Raw genomic sequence first — 19,406 nt, forward strand, 5'->3', positions numbered from 1 at the left:
AAAAACACCGTTCTATTGAGCGAAAGTGACAAACAAATTAAAAGAAAACATAGTATCATATCATTATAGTAGCCAAACAACTATAGTATATGAAAATTGAACTCAAGTCCTAATTATGAAAAAACATTTAATAAAAGTTGTACTCTCATGCACTGTTATAGTAGGAGGCTTTACAGTAAATAGCTGTTCTAAATCTTCATCTTCAAAAAACACGTCTAGAGCTACAGGTTGGAAAATAAATGCCAAGGAAGGTGGTTTTCAATACAATACTGACTTTAAAGAGCAAGAAACTGCCCCAGGATTAGTATTTGTTGAAGGTGGTACGTTTACTAAAGGTAAGGTACAAGATGATGTTATGCATGATTGGAACAACACCCCAACATCTCAACATGTCCAATCTTTTTATATGGACGAGACTGAGGTTACCAATGTAATGTATTTAGAATACTTAGATTATCTAAAAAGTGTTTATCCCCCAGAAAATCCGAAGTACACAAATATTTATGTAGGTGCATTACCTGATACTTTAGTGTGGAGAAATAGATTAGGTTTCAATGAAACCATGACAAATAACTATTTAAGACACCCAGCATATGCAGAATATCCTGTAGTTGGTGTAAACTGGATCCAAGCTAATCAATTTGCCAAATGGAGAACCGACCGTGTAAATGAGGTGATGTTAGAAAGAGAAGGTTATTTATCCGAAGATGCAAAATACCAAGCAGCAACTGGAGAAGTACAAGGAACTTTTAGTACTGAAGCTTACTTAAATAGACCAGAATCTGTTTATAACGGACAAATTGATTCTCTTCAAGGGAAAATGAAGAAAGATAGTACTTCTACTTTCGCAAAAAGAAGCAGTGGTATCATTATGCCAGAATATAGACTTCCTACAGAAACTGAATGGGAATATGCTGCTCAGGCCCAAGTTGGCCAAAGAGAATACAATAATTACCGTGGTAGAAAAAAATATCCTTGGGAAGGTGATTACACAAGAAACGGACAACGCGTAGGTAGAGGTGATCAATTAGCTAACTTTAAACAAGCGAAAGGTGATTACGGCGGAATTGCAGGTTGGTCTGATGACGGTGCTGATATTACAGCTGAAGTTATGTCATACAAACCAAATGACCTAGGTCTATACGACATGGCTGGTAACGTTGCAGAATGGACAGCTGATGTTTATCGCCCGATAGTTGATGATGAAGTAAGTGATTTCAACTACTACAGAGGAAATATTTATATGAAAAGTGCCATTGGCGATGATGGAAAAGTTAAAATTCTTAGAGATTCTATAGTTTTTGACACCTTACCGAATGGAAAAGTTGTTGCCGTAAACCTACCAGGAGAAATAAAAATGGTTCCTGTTGATGAAGAAGAGACGTATTTAAGAACAAATTTCTCATCAAGTGACAATAGAGATTATAGAGATGGTGATGCAGGCTCATCTAGATTCTATGACAGATTCAGTGAGGATGAAGAAGAAGATCCAAGCAAGAAGATGTACAATTCCCCTAAGCATTCAGTTGAAAGAGATTCTTTAGGAAACCTTATTAAAGGATACGATGATTCAAATAACAGAACAACACTTATTAACGACGAAGTAAGAGTTTACAAAGGCGGTTCTTGGAGAGATAGAGCTTACTGGTTAGATCCAGCGCAAAGAAGATACCTACCACAGTATATGGCTACAGATTACATAGGCTTCAGATGTGCAATGTCTAGAGTTGGTTCAAAATCTAAAACCAAAAATAAAACGGTTAGAGGAAAAAAAGCTAAATAATTTTTATACATACGAATTTAAAAAAGCCCTTTTCTTAAAGGGCTTTTTTTTTATCTTCGATTTCATGAACGTTCAAGACTTACATTCAATTTTTTTAGAATTTCCATCCGTTAATACGGATACGAGAAAAATTAAGAAAAACGATATTTTCTTCGCATTAAAAGGTGATAATTTTAATGGAAATACTTATGCTCAGCAAGCAATTAATAATGGGGCTAGCTATGTTATTATTGACCAAGAGGAATACTACATTAACGACAAAACTATTCTTGTCGAAGACACCTTGGTTATGCTACAAAAACTAGCGCATTACCATCGAAATTTCTGCAGTGCAAAAGTTATAAGCCTAACCGGAAGCAATGGCAAGACAACTACAAAAGAATTAATACATGCCGTACTCGCTAGAAAATATAAAACAATTGCTACTGTTGGTAATCTAAACAACCACATTGGAGTTCCCTTAACCCTTTTGTCTATAAAACTCAACACCGAAATTGCCATCGTCGAAATGGGCGCAAATCATCAAAAAGAAATACAGTTTTTATGTGAGATTGCAGAGCCCGATTTCGGATTTATAACCAATTTTGGCAAAGCGCATTTAGAGGGTTTTGGCGGTGTTGAAGGTGTTATAAAAGGCAAGAGCGAATTATATGAATATCTCATAAAAAGCAAAAAGTCCATTTTTCTAAATGCAGATGACCCAATTCAGCTAGAAAAACTAAAAAACTATACCAAAAAATATGGTTTTAGTTCGATTAATTCAAAATACTATAAAATTGAACTTGAAGATGCCCAACCCTTTGTTATAATAAAAGTTGAAGACACCGTCATAAAATCTAAACTTATTGGTGCATATAATTTTCACAATTGCTGTGCAGCAATTATTATGGGTAAATTTTTTAATGTCGAATTACCAGAAATTAAAATTGCATTAGAAAAGTATACTCCCGAGAACAATAGGTCGCAAATCATCAAAAAAAATGGACATTATATTATTCTAGACGCCTATAACGCCAACCCCTCAAGCATGAAGGTTGCTATTGAGAACTTCAATTCACTAGAAAAGACCAATAAAGTTTTAATTTTAGGGGATATGTTCGAATTGGGCAATTCAGCCGAAGAAGAGCATCAAGCAATAACAGATTTAGCGAAAACACTACTCTTTGAAAATGTCCTGTTTGTAGGTGAAAACTTTTACCGCACACAAACCAGCTCTATTAAGTTGAAAAATTTTGAAGAGTTAAAGGCTTACTTATCCCAAAATAATTTACCAGCCAATTCATCTTTGCTTATAAAAGGCTCAAGAGGTATGGCACTGGAAAGAGCATTAGAATACATACAATGAATACTTAGTAAAGACTTTACCCAACTCAAAGTAAATCTACAAACTATTATCGACCGTAAAGTAATGGCTACCCGTCACCAGCCTACCATCTTCTGCAATACCTTGAAATTTTACCATAAAATCACCGGTTACATCGCCAGTATAAAACTGTATTTGTGTCTTACCATCTTTACTCAAATTCACCTTTGGATCCCAAAAAAGTGTAGTTCGGTAATCTAACTCAGTTGTTGACGTACTGGCTTCTGAATAATTGGGCGAATAGAATTCTCGTGCCTTATAAAACCCAGCAATTCTTGCCGTTTTTATACCCGGAACATCTATAGGAATATCATACTTTTCTAATCCTTCAATAGATGGTGGATTCGTATATATTGCAATTGCACCTAACCAACCTCTAGCACCATAAATTGAAGCGCCTGGGTTATAGCCCCTTATCACATCAACGTAAACTACCTCGTTGGCTCTCATAACCTTTAAATCTCCATAAGTAAGACTCGTGCTAGTTCCGTCAACTAATATCAATGGGCCGCTTGATTCCCTACTTATAGTAGTCATAGAGCTACCTCCATTAGACGAAACCCCTCTTCTAACCAAAATATCAAAAACACTCATAGTCTGCCATCCGGCAACTGAATCCCTGAATACTCGAATATCTGGCCTTCCATAAGGTGTAGTCTTATTTAATTCCTCCTCTACATATCGGGCTCTACTTATTTTTTTGGCCTTTACAGATACGGGGTTAAGCTTAATCATACCCTGTTCATCATCAAAATATGATGATGGGTATTCCGTTTCCACAAATAAGTTTTTAATTTTAAATATTTTAGAATTTTTACCAACACTGTCTCTAATTATGACTGTTTTCGGAACATCGGGCCATTCATCAACTGTTATCGCAATATTTTTTTGAGCGCTTTTTGCACGCCTAGTAGTATCCACAGCTTGAATGATAGCTGTAATGCTATCGTTGAAATAATATGGCCCAAAACTGAAGCGTCCCCTTTCATCGGCCACTTGCTCATCATTTAAAGCTTCTTCTAGTACATTGAATTTCGCTATTACTGACTTGGCCATGGATGGATGATAATAATCGACCATAGTACCCTTAACCATTATTCCCTTCTCTGGAGCATAAGTGACCTCTTTTTGAATTTCATCTCCCAACATTTCTTTCCACACGAACCTACGCCATCCATGAGTAAGCATTAAGGCATCCAAAAGAAAACGCTTCTGTTTGGTGTTTTCTGTGAAGAAAAAATCAGGATCAGCTACCGTACCTCCAAGATCGGAGTTCAATAATAGCCATCCTTTAATACCTATATTACCCTGTTTTAACTGATGTGTTACAGGAATTACACTTGTTAAAAAATCACCTTGTAACGGTTTACCTTTCTTATCCAAAATCGAAATATCAAGATTCACTTTCTCTTTGGTTACAAAATTATCCTTATTAGTCTTGATAATCACCTCAGTATCGTTGCCTGGATGGTCCACGAACACTAAACGCTCACAGATTGGATTTCCTTCCGATGAAAAAAGGGTGAACTGAGCCACGCCTTCTTGCAGTTCTTTAGTCACTAATCGAACAGCATAAGAATCCACATCTATGTCCGTCCCCAATCTCTTAAAAATAAGCTCGCCTCTTAAATGACCAATCAAAAGTGTGCCTTTTAATGAATGGCCTTTAGTAGCAGTCACCTGCAATAATAAATTGTCCTCCCAGTTTTTAATATTTAACGAATATCCTTCCGATTTAGCAATGGGCAGGTCAAACCGCCTTTCTCTTTTGTCATTTTTGATACGGGCATAATAGACGGTATTTTTCTTAGGGATAATATTCACCTTGCCCAGACCAAATTCCCCAGTCTCGAATTCCGCCACTAAATTACCCTCTGACGTATGGATACTCCCCTTCAAAGACAGACCAGCCCCATGCGAATCAAGGGCTTTTATTCCTAAAACACCAGATACCCCAGCTACAAGGTCTCCTCCTTCGGGAAAGAACATAAGATTTGTTTCAACATCACCTACATCCTCTAACTGACCCTCACCAATCTCGGCCGTAACCGAATAACTTTCTGACATTGATGAACTCTTCGCGCTAACCGTAACCGATTTTTCGAAAAAGGAAATATGATTATCGTTCAACATGTAGTTTGTATAAGCGCGCAATTTATAAGAACCCTGTTTTAGAACATTAGACAGTGAAATATCACCAACACCACTGGTGCCTTCTATAAAAAGTCTTCGTTTTTCAACAATACTATCATTATCGTTCAACAACTCCACATAAGCTACCCTACTTTTATTACTTGTCTGATGCGTGATACCATTTACTACATAGGTTTTTAACCAAATAGTGTCCCCAAGAACATACATATCCTTATCGGTCTCTAAAAAGGTCTTCTCAGGACTATCATTCACAAAATAAGATTTTAACCTATCCTCAATCTTACTCAAAAGGCCATTGCCTTGATCGGCAAGATTGAACGCCAAAATAGAAAGGAACACAAAGGAATAAATCACCGTTTTGAAGGAGAATAATTTCATAGGACCAATATTTTTATTTAAAATACTACTTTTTTTAATAAAAAAGCATGAAATCCTTAGAACAAATAACCGTAAACATCTTATAAAGAATTAGTTATAACAGAATACCCTAAAAAGAAGATATAGTTGTCTACAGAAGAAACAAGAAGTGAAAATAGTGGGATATACTGGATTCGAACCGGTGACCTCTGCCCTGTCAAGGCAGCGCTCTAAACCAACTGAGCTAATATCCCATTAAAACTAAGATAAGATAAAAGATGCATTCTATCTATAAGCAAAACATCTTAAAATTAAAAAAAGGCTCCCATTTTCATGGAAGCCTTTTAACCTGTGGGCCCTACTGGATTCGAACCAGTGACCCCCTGCTTGTAAGGCAGGTGCTCTGAACCAACTGAGCTAAGAGCCCCAAAAGGAGTGCAAATATATAATAGTTTTACAATCTGCAAAAGAAAAATCAATAAAAAATTAAAGAACTTCTGCCACCACAAAATTACTTCCACCAACATAAATGAAATCATTTTTAGAAGCTTGTTTTTTTGCCGCTTTAAAAGCCTTATTAACAGACTTATAAGTTTCTCCATTCAAGTTATATCGAACACAACGGTCTGATAATATTTTTTCGTCAAGACCTCTAGAAATTTTAGGTTTGCAAAAATAATAAGTCGCATTTGAGGGAAACAACGGCAATATTGCACTGATATCTTTATCCTTAACAAAACCTATTACCACATGAAGCTTTTCATATTCTTGCTCTTGCAATTGATTCAGTACAATTGCCAAACCTTCTTTATTATGTGCCGTATCACAAATTATAGTTGGTTTAGTTCCAATTTGCTGCCAACGACCCATTAAATGAGTGTTTTCAACCACCTTTTCTAATCCTTTAACAATATGTTTTTCTTCAATTTTAAAAGTTACAAGCTCGCTTAAGGTAGCCAAAACTCCTTTGATATTTTTTTGCTGATAAGACCCAAGCAATCCTATTTTATATGTAGAAAATATTTTCTCTTGAGCAAAAACAATTTTAGCATTCAAAGCGGTAGCGGTCTCCTTAAAAACAGGAGCTGTTTCCTCATTAAATTCACTAATCACTACAGGTATATTCCTTTTAATTATACCTGCTTTTTCATAAGCTATCTTCGCAAGGGTATCTCCTAACATATCGGTATGATCAAACCCTATATTCGTAATTAGACTTACTTCTGGTGTAATTATATTAGTAGAATCTAGTCTGCCACCTAAGCCTACCTCTATGACCGCTATATCAACATTTTCGTTTGCAAAATATGAAAAAGCCATACCGACCGTCATTTCAAAAAAGGATAATTTATTTCTTTCGAAGAACGATTGATTTTCATCAATAAAATCAACAACCCACTTTTTAGCTACTTTTTTTCCGTTGACTCGAATGCGTTCTCTGAAATCTTTTAAATGCGGCGAAGTATACAGACCGACCTTATAACCTGCCTCTTGTAATACAGACGCTAACATATGACTACTAGAACCTTTTCCATTGGTTCCTGCCACATGAATAGTCTTGATTTTTTTGTGTGGATTATTTAAATGGGCAGCTAGCGAATTGATGCCATCCATCTTTGAATTAAAAGCGACCTTTCCTTTATTTTGATACATTGGAAGTTGCAAAAACATCCAATCTAGCGTTTGTTTATAGGTCACTCTCCCAGTTTGAAGTTTACAACTACAAATCCTACTTGCTGACTTGGCGCATTACTATCTAAATTCCATTTATGCATAAATGCAGTCTTCCTTGCAGGCTCTAATAAACATTGGTTATTATTCGTCGTACCTCTTACTCCTGGGGTTGCACTGATTACTTTCCCATTTCGATCAACCACAATTTTAACCACTACAATACCAGATTCATTACATTCTTGCTGTACTTTTCCTTTATTGACCAAAGATCTTCCGTTTAACCCGTAGCCTCCTGTGCCGCTTCCAGATCCTGGACTACCATAATAGCTTGTTGCATATGGATCTCCATCTGGTTGACCTTTATCACCGGCTTTATTATCATCACCTTCACTACCTGTAGCCGTTCCATCTGATTTATTAAGACCGCCCATCATTTCATCTAAGCGCTTCTTTTTCGCTTCTTGCTCTTGCCTTGCTTTATCTTCAGCATCTTTCTTCTCTTGAGCGATTTTAGCTGCTTCTACCTTTTTCTTATTTTCCGCTTCTTCAGCCTTTTTTTTAGCATCGGCTGCAGCTTCATCAGCTTTTCGCTTTACTTCTTTTGCCTGCTTAATTTTTATAGCCTCTTCGCTTTCCTTTGTCAAAAGTTTTTCAGCTGGTGCCTCTTTCTCTACGGCCGCTTCCTCAACCTCTTCAGGCTCTTCAATAGCCTCGGCAACTTCTTGCTTTGTTGGTTCAACTGGTGGAGTATCTAAAGGCTCTGATTGAATTTTTTCCTTTGGTTGCACCTGACCACTACCAAAATCAGTAGTGCCAAAATTAACAGAAATGCCATTTTCTTCAGGAGGGTCCATATACGTAAGACCAATATAAAATAAAACCAACAAAAGAGCACTTAACAACAGTGTTGTAAGTGTCAATGAATTTTTCTTATGTTTTGTGTCTAAAAATGCCATTTAATTGGGCCGTACTGCCAAAATAACTTTGTAATTATTTTTATTAGCGATATCCATAACATTAACAGCTTCTTTAATAGCCACACTCTCTTCTGCTCTTAGAATTATAGTTGGATTATCTTGACCTGCTAAAACTTTTCTTAATTCAATTTCAATATACTCTCCATTAATTCTTTGATCATTCACAAAGTATTGAAGATTCTTATCAATACTAACCGATACATTTTGAGTATTTGTAGACTTACCTTTAGCTTTTGGCAATAATAAGTCTAAAGCATTGGGTGAGTTGGCCGTTAGCATAAAAAATATCAATAACAAGAATACAATATCTGTCATTGAAGACATGCTAAAGTCGGGACTGACTTTATTTCTTCCTTTTAATTTCATAGTATAAAATTAAAGAGGTTCGTTTAATAAATCTAGAAAATCAACTGCATTAGCCTCCATCTTATGAATAACCTTATCGGTACGATTCACTAAATGATTATAACCTACATAAGCAATAATACCTACTATAAGTCCGGCCACTGTTGTTGTCATTGCAGTGTAAATACCTGATGCCAATGACCCCATTTCTGCCTGGCCACCACTACTTGCCATTTCATGAAAGGCAAGAATCATACCGATTACAGTTCCTAAGAATCCAATCATAGGCGCAGCACCAGCAACAGTTGCTAAAATACTTACGTTCTTCTCAAGCTTGTACACTTCAAGAGTACCAGCATTTTCGATAGCCGTGTTGATATCATCAAGTGGCTTTCCTATACGCGATATACCTTTTTCCGTTAATCTAGCAACAGGAGAATCTGTCTGTGCACAAAGTAACTTTGCCGCTTCTAATTTACCTGATGTAACATGATCCCGTATTTGGTTCATGAAATTCTTATCTATTTTAGATGCCGCATTAACTGCCAAAAGACGTTCAAAGTAAATGTATAAAGCAACACCCAACATTATGAAGAGTACCGAAATTATAATTACACTACCTGTACCTCCATTAAAGATTAAATCTATAACCGAAAGGGTTTTCTCTTCTGACATCAATTCATCGCTCGAATTTTGAGCCAAATCCTGGTATAATAACATATTGTTCTTTAAGTATTGAATTTGCCTTTATAACGATGAATAGTGAATTAAATTATACGTTGAGCACAAAATCTCTCAACAAAATAAAAACAATGGCACCACTAATAAAACCTGCAAATGCCAACCATGCAATCTTCTTAAAATACCAGAAAAAATCTATTTTTTCCATACCCATTGCTACAACCCCTGCAGCAGAACCTATAATTAGCATACTTCCACCTGTACCAGCAGAATAAGCGATAAAATGCCATAGCGGACTATCTAAAGGCTCACTGAACATACCCATACTAGCAGCAACCAATGGAACATTATCTATTACTGCAGACCCTAAACCAAATAGCAATACAACGATATCTGTATTAGGTATGGCTTCGTTAAGAGCTCCGGCAGCATTAAATAATATACCTAAAGACTCCATTGCAGCAACTGCCAACAAAATCCCTAAGAAAAACAAAATACTCGGCAATTCAATTTTAGATAATGAACGATGAACAGGACTATGATGTCCTTCGCTATCTTGCCCTTCTTGTTCTACCGAAGAAATACTAAACTTCTTATTACTATATATTTCGGCAAAAGTAGCTACAACTGCCAATGACAACATCATACCTACATAAGGAGGTAAATGAGTTACGGTTTTAAAAATCGGAACGAATAAAATAGCTCCAAGCCCTAGATATAACATAACACCGCTATATTTCGATTTTGCCTTTTCACTATCTAAATCACCATCTATTAAACCTTTAAAAACTTTGAATCTACTTGCAATTAAAACAGGGACAATCATACAGACTAATGACGGAAGAAGTACATGAAGTACCAACTGGCCAGCACTTACTCTATTTGCAATCCATAACATTGTTGTTGTAACATCACCAATTGGCGACCAAGCACCTCCTGCATTTGCGGTAATAACAATCATACCCGCAAACCAAAGTTTTGTTTCTCTATCCTTAATAACCTTTTGAAGAATGGTTATCAAAACTATGGTGGCCGTAAGGTTATCAATTATTGCCGATAGCACGAACGCCAATATTGAAAACAACCATAGTAATTTTCCTTTTTCCTTGGTTTTAATAAAGCCCTTAATTGTAGTAAACCCATCGAAATAATCAATGATTTCTACAATTGTCATAGCACCTAATAAGAAAAATAAGATTTCAGCCGTTTTACCTAAATGATGTAAAAGCGATTCTTCCATCAAATGCATTCTGCCTTCATGACCCATAGAAGCAAACCCATCTACCAAACTTTGTTTGGCTGAATCGAACCAATTAGCAAAACCATCTATATCTAAGGCAATTAAAGCCCAAAGAATGGCCATCATGGCCAAAGCAGGAATAAGCTTATCTATTTTAAGGTTGTGTTCTAGGGTAATGGCGAGATATCCTGCCAAAAAAACAATAATAATGATGGTTTCCATTTTCGTTGGTTTATTTAATAACTACTAATTGTCAAATATAGACTCTAATTCCAAAAAATTAAATCATCTAAAGATATTTAAAATTGTATGTGAATTCCTAATGATTTGACAATAATACCGAAGTTATCTGACATCCAAATACTTAAAACGCCCAATTATATATTTAACAGGATTTTATTGACCCCATTTTAACGTTTAGCAAGTCATTAAATATTCATTTGCCGACTAAACAACAATTGATAGTTCGTCCAAAATAAAACAAAAGCAAAATATTAAGGTTATAATTTCACTAGTATATCTTTATCTTTGACACCATAACCTTTTACACAAAGTACATGGATTTTTCATTAAATGAAGAACAAAAACTTATTCAACAAGCAGCACGTGATTTCGCACAAACAGAACTATTGCCAGAAGTAATAGAGCGAGATGATGCACAGCGTTTCCCAAAAGAACAAGTCGAAAAACTTGGCGAATTAGGCTTTCTAGGCATGATGGTCGACCCAAAATATGGCGGCAGCGGATTAGACACTTTATCCTATGTTCTAGCAATGGAAGAACTTTCTAAAATAGACGCATCTACTTCAGTAGTCGTTTCGGTGAATAATTCTTTGGTGTGTTGGGGACTTGAAAAATATGGCAACGAAGAACAGAAGGAAAAATACCTGACAAAATTATCTACAGGTGAAATAATTGGCGCTTTTTGCCTTTCTGAACCCGAAGCTGGTAGTGATGCAACTTCTCAGAAAACTACAGCCATAGATATGGGTGATCACTATATTTTAAATGGAACTAAGAATTGGATAACCAATGGAAGTTCTGCAAGTGTATATATAGTAATAGCGCAAACGGATAAAGAAAAAAAACACCGAGGCATAAACGCACTGATTGTAGAACGAGGTGCTGAAGGTTTTGAAATTGGCCCAAAAGAAAATAAATTAGGCATACGAGGTAGTGATACCCACTCTTTGATGTTCAACGATGTTAAAGTGCCTAAAGAAAATAGAATTGGTGAAGATGGATTCGGATTCAAATTTGCTATGAAAACTTTAGCTGGAGGCCGAATAGGTATTGCCGCACAAGCTTTAGGAATTGCAGCAGGCGCATATGAATTAGCTTTAAAATATTCACAGGAAAGAAAAGCTTTCGGCACTCAAATTAGCAATCACCAGGCCATAGCTTTTAAATTAGCCGATATGCACACCGAAATACAAGCCGCACGATTGTTGGTATATCAAGCAGCTATGGATAAAGATAATGGGAAGGATTATGACCTATCTGGCGCAATGGCAAAATTATACGCCTCAAAAGTAGCAATGGAAACCACAGTTGAAGCCGTTCAAATACATGGCGGAAATGGATTCGTTAAAGATTATCATGTTGAGCGTTTAATGCGTGATGCGAAAATTACCCAGATTTACGAAGGCACTTCAGAGATTCAAAAAATTGTGATTTCTAGAAGTATATTAAATTAATTTCCATGATTCTATCAATCACCCCTATTCATTATATGGGTGATTTTAATTAATAGCAACTATTTTTTCGTTATACACTACATAAGTTAGGGTGAAATTGTTACAATCTTCAAATGTATCGCTCACACCCCCTCTTTCACTCCTATATTTAAAACATTTTAACCTAAATTTATCAATCTGATAAATTGAACCATTCAAAAATTCGAAATTGACGATTTTTTAGCAATTTATTTAAATCGTTGAGTTTTTTATTTGAATTACTTCGATTCATTGAATATAATTCAATAAAATTGATATTTTTGAAGAAATACCACAAAAGATGACACTGAAGAAGCAAGGATTATATCTACCGGAATTTGAACATGATAACTGTGGGGCTGGGTTTATTTGCAGTCTTAAAGGAAAAAAATCTAACGACATTATTCATAAAGCGTTAGAAATACTTGAACGTTTAGAACATAGAGGTGCTGTAAGTGCTGACGGTAAAACAGGAGATGGAGCTGGTATTTTAATAGATATTCCTCATGATTTCTTTCAAGCTGTTTGCGATTTTGAATTACCTAAAGTCGGTGATTATGCTGTTGGTAATATTTTCTTTCCTAGAAAATCCAATCAGCGTGATTTTTGTATCTCAGTATTTGAAGAGAACATAAAAAAACAAGGGTTAAAATTATTGGGTTGGCGCGATGTTCCTGTAAATCGTTCTGTACCGGGTAGAATTGCTGCAGAAACCGAACCTTTTGTAAAACAAATATTCGTTGCCAAAGAGAATTCGGAACAAGATTATTTTGAATTCAATTTGAAACTTTACATCGCTAGAAAAGTAACCGAGCATACAATAATAAAATCTAAATTATCAGAAAGCAAGTTTTTCTATGTACCTAGCTTATCTACGAAGATAATCATCTTCAAAGGCTTACTAATGCCTTTAGATATAAGCCTTTATTATTCAGATTTAATGGATTCTAGAGTTGTTACAAGGTTGGCACTGGTACACCAACGATTCTCTACAAATACATTCCCTACCTGGGATTTGGCACAACCTTTTAGATACATGTGTCATAATGGGGAAATAAATACATTGAGAGGAAATGTTTCACGTATGTTCTCTAGAGAAGAATTGTTAGAGAACGATATGTTTGGTGATGAAATAAAAAACATACTACCAATAATTCTACCTGGTAAATCAGATTCTGCAACTATGGATATGGTGGTAGAATTACTATTAATGACCGGTAGATCTTTGCCAGAAGTTATGATGATTCTGGTTCCTGAAGCTTGGGAGAAAAATGCAGAGATGTCTGATGCTAAGAGAGCCTTCTACGAATATCATTCATGTATGATGGAACCATGGGACGGACCTGCATCGATACCATTTACAGACGGAAACTTTATTGGAGCTGTTTTGGATAGAAACGGACTTAGACCTTCACGATATACCGTTACAAAAGACGATTATGTAGTTATGTCTTCAGAAACAGGCGTGGTTGACATTACCCCTGAGAATGTAGAATTTCACGGTAGGTTACAACCAGGAAAAATGTTCTTGGTTAATATGGAAGAGGGTAGAATTATTAACGATGAAGAAATAAAGGAGAAAATAGCAAAACAATATCCTTATAGCAAATGGCTAAAAAATAATCTGGTTCACTTAAAAGATATACCATATAATGATTGCCCTTTATTTCTAGGTGAAGAGACTTTAGAAAAAAGAAAATCTGTTTTTGGATACACACTTGAGGATATAAACACCATTGTACTTCCAATGGCAAAAGCCGGAAAGGAGCCAATCGGATCTATGGGTTCAGATACGCCAATTGCAGTTTTATCACAAAGACCTCAATTAATCTACAATTACTTTAAACAACTGTTTGCTCAAGTAACTAACCCCCCATTAGATGGTATTCGTGAAGAATTGATTACCGACATTAGTTTAACACTAGGCAGTGATCATAATATTTTTGAATTTTCAGAATTACATTGTAGAAAATTGAAAATTCAAAACCCTGTTATCTCTAAGGAAGATTTAGATAAAATTAAAAATTACGATGTAAGTCCAGATTACAAAGTGGTTTCAATTGAAATTTTATACTCCATTAAGCAAGGCCATAATGGATTAGAAGATGCATTGCAATCTGTTTTAGACCAAGCATCCAATGCCGTTGACGAAGGTGCTAATATTATCATATTATCTGATAGAAGTATTAATGAAGAAATGGCCCCAATTCCTGCTCTTCTAGCATGTTCTTTTGTAAACAGTGGTTTACAAAAACTTGGCAAACGTTCGAAACTAAGTGTAATTATTGAATCTGCAGAACCTAGAGAAGTACATCATTTTGCTCTTCTTTTCGGATTTGGAGCAAGTGCAATAAATCCTTATTTGGTAAATGAAATAATTGCTGAACAGATTGAAGAACACGATATCACAGATATAACTTTTGATGAAGCAATTAAAAATTACAATAAAGCAGTTGGCAAGGGTATTTTAAAAGTGATGAATAAAATCGGCATATCCACCCTTAACTCTTACCGTGGTTCCCAGCTTTTTGAATGTATTGGAATAAATACTAAGGTTGTAGAAAAATACTTCCCTAATACACCTACACGAATACAAGGCATTGGTTTATATCAAATTGAAAAGGAAATTGCATTACGTCATCATAAGACATTTAGCAAAAAAGAAATAGCTGGTAATTTAGATTTAGAAATTGGTGGTGAGTATAGATGGAGAAGGGATGGCGAAAAACATATGTTCAATCCTCTATCAATTGCAAAACTTCAAAAATCAGTTCGAAATAACGAACCTGACACCTATAAGGAGTATGCAAAAATGGTTAACGAGCAATCTCATAACCTAATGACCATTAGAGGACTTTTTGAATTCTCTAACTACGACCCTATACCATTAGATGAAGTTGAACCGTGGACAGAAATTGTAAAAAGGTTTAAAACCGGTGCCATGTCTTATGGATCTATAAGCAAAGAAGCTCATGAGAACTTAGCAATTGCCATGAACAGAATTGGCGGAAAAAGCAATTCTGGTGAAGGCGGAGAAGATGAAAATAGATTTTATAAAAACTCAACTGGAGATTGGAGAAATAGTGCTATCAAACAAGTTGCCTCTGGTAGATTTGGAGTAACTTCTAATTATCTAACGAACGCAAAAGAAATTCAAATAAAAATGGCACAGGGTGCCAAACCAGGAGAAGGCGGTCAATTACCTGGTCCAAAAGTAAACCCTGAAATTGCCAAGACCCGTAATTCTACTCCTTATGTAGGATTGATTTCTCCACCGCCACATCACGATATTTATTCCATTGAAGATTTATCTCAACTTATTTACGATCTAAAATCAGCAAATAGAAAAGCGAGAATAAATGTAAAATTAGTCTCAGAGGTTGGTGTTGGTACCGTAGCTGCTGGTGTAGCAAAAGCAAAAGCAGATGTTATTTTAGTTTCTGGTTTTGATGGCGGTACAGGGGCTTCACCTTTAACCTCATTGAAACATGCTGGTCTACCTTGGGAACTTGGTATTGCAGAGGCACAACAAACTTTAGTACTTAATGATTTAAGAAATAGAATTGTATTAGAATGTGACGGCCAATTAAAAACAGGAAGAGATGTTGCTATAGCATGTCTATTAGGGGCTGAAGAGTTCGGTTTTGCAACTGCACCATTAGTAGCTTCAGGCTGTATAATGATGCGTGTTTGTCATCTCAACACTTGCCCAGTAGGTATCGCAACTCAGAATCCAGAACTTAGAAAGAAATTTAAAGGAAAGCCAGAGCACGTTGTCAACTACATGTATTTTGTAGCTCAAGAATTACGTGAAATAATGGCACAATTAGGATTCAGAACTATTAATGAAATGGTAGGTCAGGTTCAAAAATTAGATCGTAAAAAAGCTATTGACCATTACAAATCTGCAGGTATTGACTTAACACCTATCCTGCATCAAGTTGATGTGCCAAAAGGAACTAAATTTTATAATACAGAAAAACAAAAGCATGATATTTATAAATCTATTGAATTTGATATCATAGCTAAAGCTAATCCTTCGCTATTTAGAAAAGAAAAACTAACGTTAGATTACCCCATTTGTAATACTGATCGTGCTGTTGGCGCAATAATCAGCAATGAAATTTCAAAAACTTATGGTGCAGAAGGCTTACCTATAAATACGTTAAGACTCAATTTTACGGGATCGGCAGGTCAAAGTTTTGGCGCTTTTGCTACAAGAGGACTTACTATGGTTGTTAACGGAAATACAAATGATTATTTAGGAAAAGGACTATCAGGAGCAAAACTTGTCATTAAGGTTCCAGAAAAATCAACTATTATTCCTGAGGAAAATGTTATTACAGGTAACGTAACCCTCTATGGAGCTACAGCTGGTAGAGCATACATAAATGGAAAAGCCGGTGAACGATTCTGTGTACGTAATTCAGGTGCAAAAGCTGTCGTGGAAGGAATTGGCGATCATGGTTGCGAGTATATGACTGGTGGTGTTGCTGTTATCTTAGGTGAAGTTGGAAGAAACTTTGGAGCAGGAATGAGTGGTGGTATCGCCTTTGTTCTTGACAACAATAACACTTTCAAAAAACGTTGCAGCCTTGAAGGTTTAAACCTATTGGAAGTTACCGAGGATAATGATATAAAACAATTAAAAGATTTAATCGAAAGTCACTATAGCTCAACCTCAAGTCCGTTGGCACAACGAATTTTAGAGAATTGGGAATCTTATTTACCCAAATTCATTAAGGTCTTACCCGAAGAATACAGGCAGGCTTTAATCAGATTAGAAGAAGAAAATTTACAAATTATTTAAAATCGGAATATGGGAAAGATAACAGGATTTTTGGAATTCGATAGAAAAATTGAAAATTACCAACCAGTTGAAGAACGCTTAAAAAATTATAAAGAATTTACCGTACCGATGCCTGAAAAAGAGCTGAAGGACCAAGGCGCCCGTTGTATGGATTGTGGAATTCCATTTTGCCATAGTGGGTGTCCATTAGGGAATTTAATTCCTGATTTTAATGACGCAGTTTATCGTGGTAAATGGGAAAAAGCAAGTGAAATATTACATTCTACAAATAATTTTCCAGAATTCACAGGTAGGCTATGCCCAGCACCTTGCGAAGAAGCATGTGTATTAGGTATAAATGAAGACCCAGTAAGTATTGAGAATATCGAAAAAAATATTGTTGAAACAGCTTTCTCTAAAGGATGGGTAACTGCAGAACCGCCAATAACTAGAACGGGGAAGAAAATTGCCGTTGTAGGATCTGGACCTGCCGGACTAGCCGCTGCCCAACAATTAAATAGGGCAGGACACACTATAACCGTTTTTGAACGTGATGAAAAACCAGGTGGATTAATGCGCTATGGTATTCCCGATTTTAAAATGGAGAAAAGTGTTATTGACAGACGATTAGATGTACTTAAAGAAGAAGGTATTATCTTTTCTTGCGGAGTTCATATCGGAGTAGATATTAAAGCCGATGCTTTAAAAGAGGACTTTGATGCTATTGTTTTAACAGGAGGGGCGACTATAAGAAGAAATCTACCCATTGAAGGTTCTGACTTAAAAGGTGTGGTTCAAGCCATGGATTTTTTAGGTCAAAATAATAGACGTGTTGATGGCATAAAGGATTTAGGAGAAGAAATAAAAGCAACCGATAAAGATGTAATCGTTATAGGTGGCGGAGATACTGGTTCAGATTGCATTGGTACTTCTTTCCGTCAAGGCGCAACATCTGTTTCTAATTTTGAAATTATGCCAATGGGCACAAGTGAAAGACCTGAAGGCCAACCTTGGCCATTTTGGCCTATGAGATTACGAACAAGTTCCTCTCATAAAGAAGGTGCTGAGAGATACTTTAGTATTTCGACAAAAAAGTTTATAGGTGATGCCGAAGGTAACTTAAAAGGATTAATCACTTCTGAAATTGAGTGGGTTAAAATTCCTGGACAACGTCCACAATTAAAGGAAGTAGCAGGTACCGAGAAAGAATGGAAATGCGATTTAGCATTATTAGCCTTAGGTTTTACCGGTTCGGAAGAAACAGTATCACAACAACTTGGCTTAGAAATGGATGCAAGAACTAACATAAAAGCATCAGATGCTAATTACCAAACCAATATCCCTAGTGTATTTGTTGCTGGAGACCAAAGAAGAGGTCAATCATTAATTGTTTGGGCTATCTCAGAAGGAAGACAAGCTGCATATCATGTAGATAAGTATCTTATGGGAGAATCTGCTTTACCTTTAAAAGGGGATGGAGATTTGCCTCGAGTTTAATTAAACTCTTTTATCATATAAAAAGCTCCCAACTAATAAAGTTGGGAGCTTTTTATGTATTTATATATTCTAATTAAACCTTAATCTATTACTTCTTTAATACTTAATTTGTAATCTGGAGCGTAAACTCCAATTAAAGTATGTATCACATTTTCATTATATATGTGTCTCAATTGATATATTCTAGTCGATAAGTGATGTTGTGTATAGCTCCTAGCCTTAAGTTATACATTTGTCTAACTCAATCTTTTACTTATAACTGTTATTACACTAGCATCTACGTCTATATAATAATGTATTAATTGTTCCTTTAAGAATATTATTGTTTTACGGGAAGAGCATAAAGTTTTTGAACCTACTTAAGCACTGGCCAGCTATTGGGCGCAACATGCTTACCACATCTTGGGTATTGAGCAATCCATATACATCTAAAGATAAAGGTATAAGTCACCAAAGCAAACACTTATCCATTATCTGGTTTTCGGGTATAAAAAAAGCCCCTTACATTTCTGTAAAGGGCTTTCGAAAAAGGCGGCTACCTACTCTCCCACTTAGTATAGCAGTACCATCGGCGCAAACGGTCTTAACTTCCCTGTTCGGAATGGTAAGGGGTGGGCCCCGTCGCCATGGCCACCTAAGTTATAGATCGGGACGTACCCGATCGCGGCCTCCGCCGCAATATCGTTGACATGAATGGAACAGGATCCTATAAAGGAAAGTAACACGTATAGTAATAAGCGAGACTTATAAAAAAAGAAAGAAATAAAGATCGTCGTCTGCCCCCTCCCGAAGAAGGGGACAGGCGTATGCGCAAGCCTGACGGGCAATTAG

Annotated in this window: 11 protein-coding genes, 2 tRNA genes and 1 rRNA gene; 5 read left to right on the forward strand and 9 right to left on the reverse strand. The window is 36.0% G+C overall.

From position 1 onward, the window contains the following. Positions 1–115 precede the first annotated feature (115 nt). Positions 116–1,783, forward strand: coding sequence for a gliding motility lipoprotein GldJ (gldJ, locus tag B5X55_RS14645; RefSeq protein WP_079513379.1), 1,668 nt, complete (start codon positions 116–118; stop codon positions 1,781–1,783). 64 nt (positions 1,784–1,847) lie between these two features. Then, positions 1,848–3,128, forward strand: coding sequence for a UDP-N-acetylmuramoyl-tripeptide--D-alanyl-D-alanine ligase (locus B5X55_RS14650; protein ID WP_079513400.1), 1,281 nt, complete (start codon positions 1,848–1,850; stop codon positions 3,126–3,128). 36 nt (positions 3,129–3,164) lie between these two features. Here the strand turns inward: B5X55_RS14650 and B5X55_RS14655 are convergent, their stop codons facing one another. The 8 genes from B5X55_RS14655 to nhaD form a co-directional block, all read right to left on the reverse strand. Beyond that, positions 3,165–5,678, reverse strand: coding sequence for a hypothetical protein (locus B5X55_RS14655; protein ID WP_079513380.1), 2,514 nt, complete (start codon positions 5,676–5,678; stop codon positions 3,165–3,167). Positions 5,679–5,836: 158 nt separating this feature from the next. Next, positions 5,837–5,911: transfer RNA gene (locus B5X55_RS14660), tRNA-Val, on the reverse strand. A gap of 98 nt (positions 5,912–6,009) precedes the next feature. Continuing rightward, a tRNA-Val gene (locus B5X55_RS14665) sits at positions 6,010–6,084 on the reverse strand. Positions 6,085–6,143: 59 nt separating this feature from the next. Then, positions 6,144–7,355, reverse strand: a complete 1,212-nt coding sequence (locus B5X55_RS14670; RefSeq protein WP_079513381.1) for a bifunctional folylpolyglutamate synthase/dihydrofolate synthase — start codon at positions 7,353–7,355, stop codon at positions 6,144–6,146. After that, positions 7,352–8,287 carry an energy transducer TonB gene (locus tag B5X55_RS14675; RefSeq protein WP_079513382.1) on the reverse strand — a complete coding sequence of 312 codons (936 nt, stop codon included), beginning with the start codon at positions 8,285–8,287 and terminating at the stop codon, positions 7,352–7,354. The genes B5X55_RS14670 and B5X55_RS14675 overlap by 4 nt, the downstream gene beginning before the upstream one ends. Next, complete coding sequence (locus tag B5X55_RS14680; RefSeq protein ID WP_079513383.1) at positions 8,288–8,674, reverse strand: ExbD/TolR family protein; 387 nt, start codon at positions 8,672–8,674, stop codon at positions 8,288–8,290. Positions 8,675–8,683: 9 nt separating this feature from the next. Continuing rightward, complete coding sequence (locus tag B5X55_RS14685; RefSeq protein ID WP_079513384.1) at positions 8,684–9,373, reverse strand: MotA/TolQ/ExbB proton channel family protein; 690 nt, start codon at positions 9,371–9,373, stop codon at positions 8,684–8,686. A gap of 52 nt (positions 9,374–9,425) precedes the next feature. Beyond that, the gene (gene nhaD / locus B5X55_RS14690) at positions 9,426–10,796 is read right to left on the reverse strand and encodes a sodium:proton antiporter NhaD (RefSeq protein WP_079513385.1); all 1,371 of its coding nucleotides are present in this window, start codon (positions 10,794–10,796) and stop codon (positions 9,426–9,428) included. A 335-nt stretch (positions 10,797–11,131) separates the two neighbouring features. Between nhaD and B5X55_RS14695 the strand changes: the two genes are divergently transcribed. The 3 genes from B5X55_RS14695 (at position 11,132) to B5X55_RS14705 (ending at position 18,575) form a co-directional block, all read left to right on the forward strand. Next, complete coding sequence (locus B5X55_RS14695; RefSeq protein ID WP_079513386.1) at positions 11,132–12,271, forward strand: acyl-CoA dehydrogenase family protein; 1,140 nt, start codon at positions 11,132–11,134, stop codon at positions 12,269–12,271. Between the two features lie 319 nt (positions 12,272–12,590). Next, complete coding sequence (gene gltB, locus B5X55_RS14700) at positions 12,591–17,099, forward strand: glutamate synthase large subunit (protein ID WP_079513387.1); 4,509 nt, start codon at positions 12,591–12,593, stop codon at positions 17,097–17,099. A 9-nt stretch (positions 17,100–17,108) separates the two neighbouring features. Continuing rightward, positions 17,109–18,575, forward strand: coding sequence for a glutamate synthase subunit beta (locus B5X55_RS14705; protein ID WP_079513388.1), 1,467 nt, complete (start codon positions 17,109–17,111; stop codon positions 18,573–18,575). A gap of 526 nt (positions 18,576–19,101) precedes the next feature. Here B5X55_RS14705 and rrf read toward each other — a convergent pair. Next, a 5S ribosomal RNA gene (gene rrf, locus B5X55_RS14710) occupies positions 19,102–19,213 on the reverse strand. Positions 19,214–19,406: the final 193 nt, after the last annotated feature.

The organism is Maribacter arcticus, from assembly GCF_900167935.1.
GTDB lineage: Bacteria > Bacteroidota > Bacteroidia > Flavobacteriales > Flavobacteriaceae > Maribacter > Maribacter arcticus.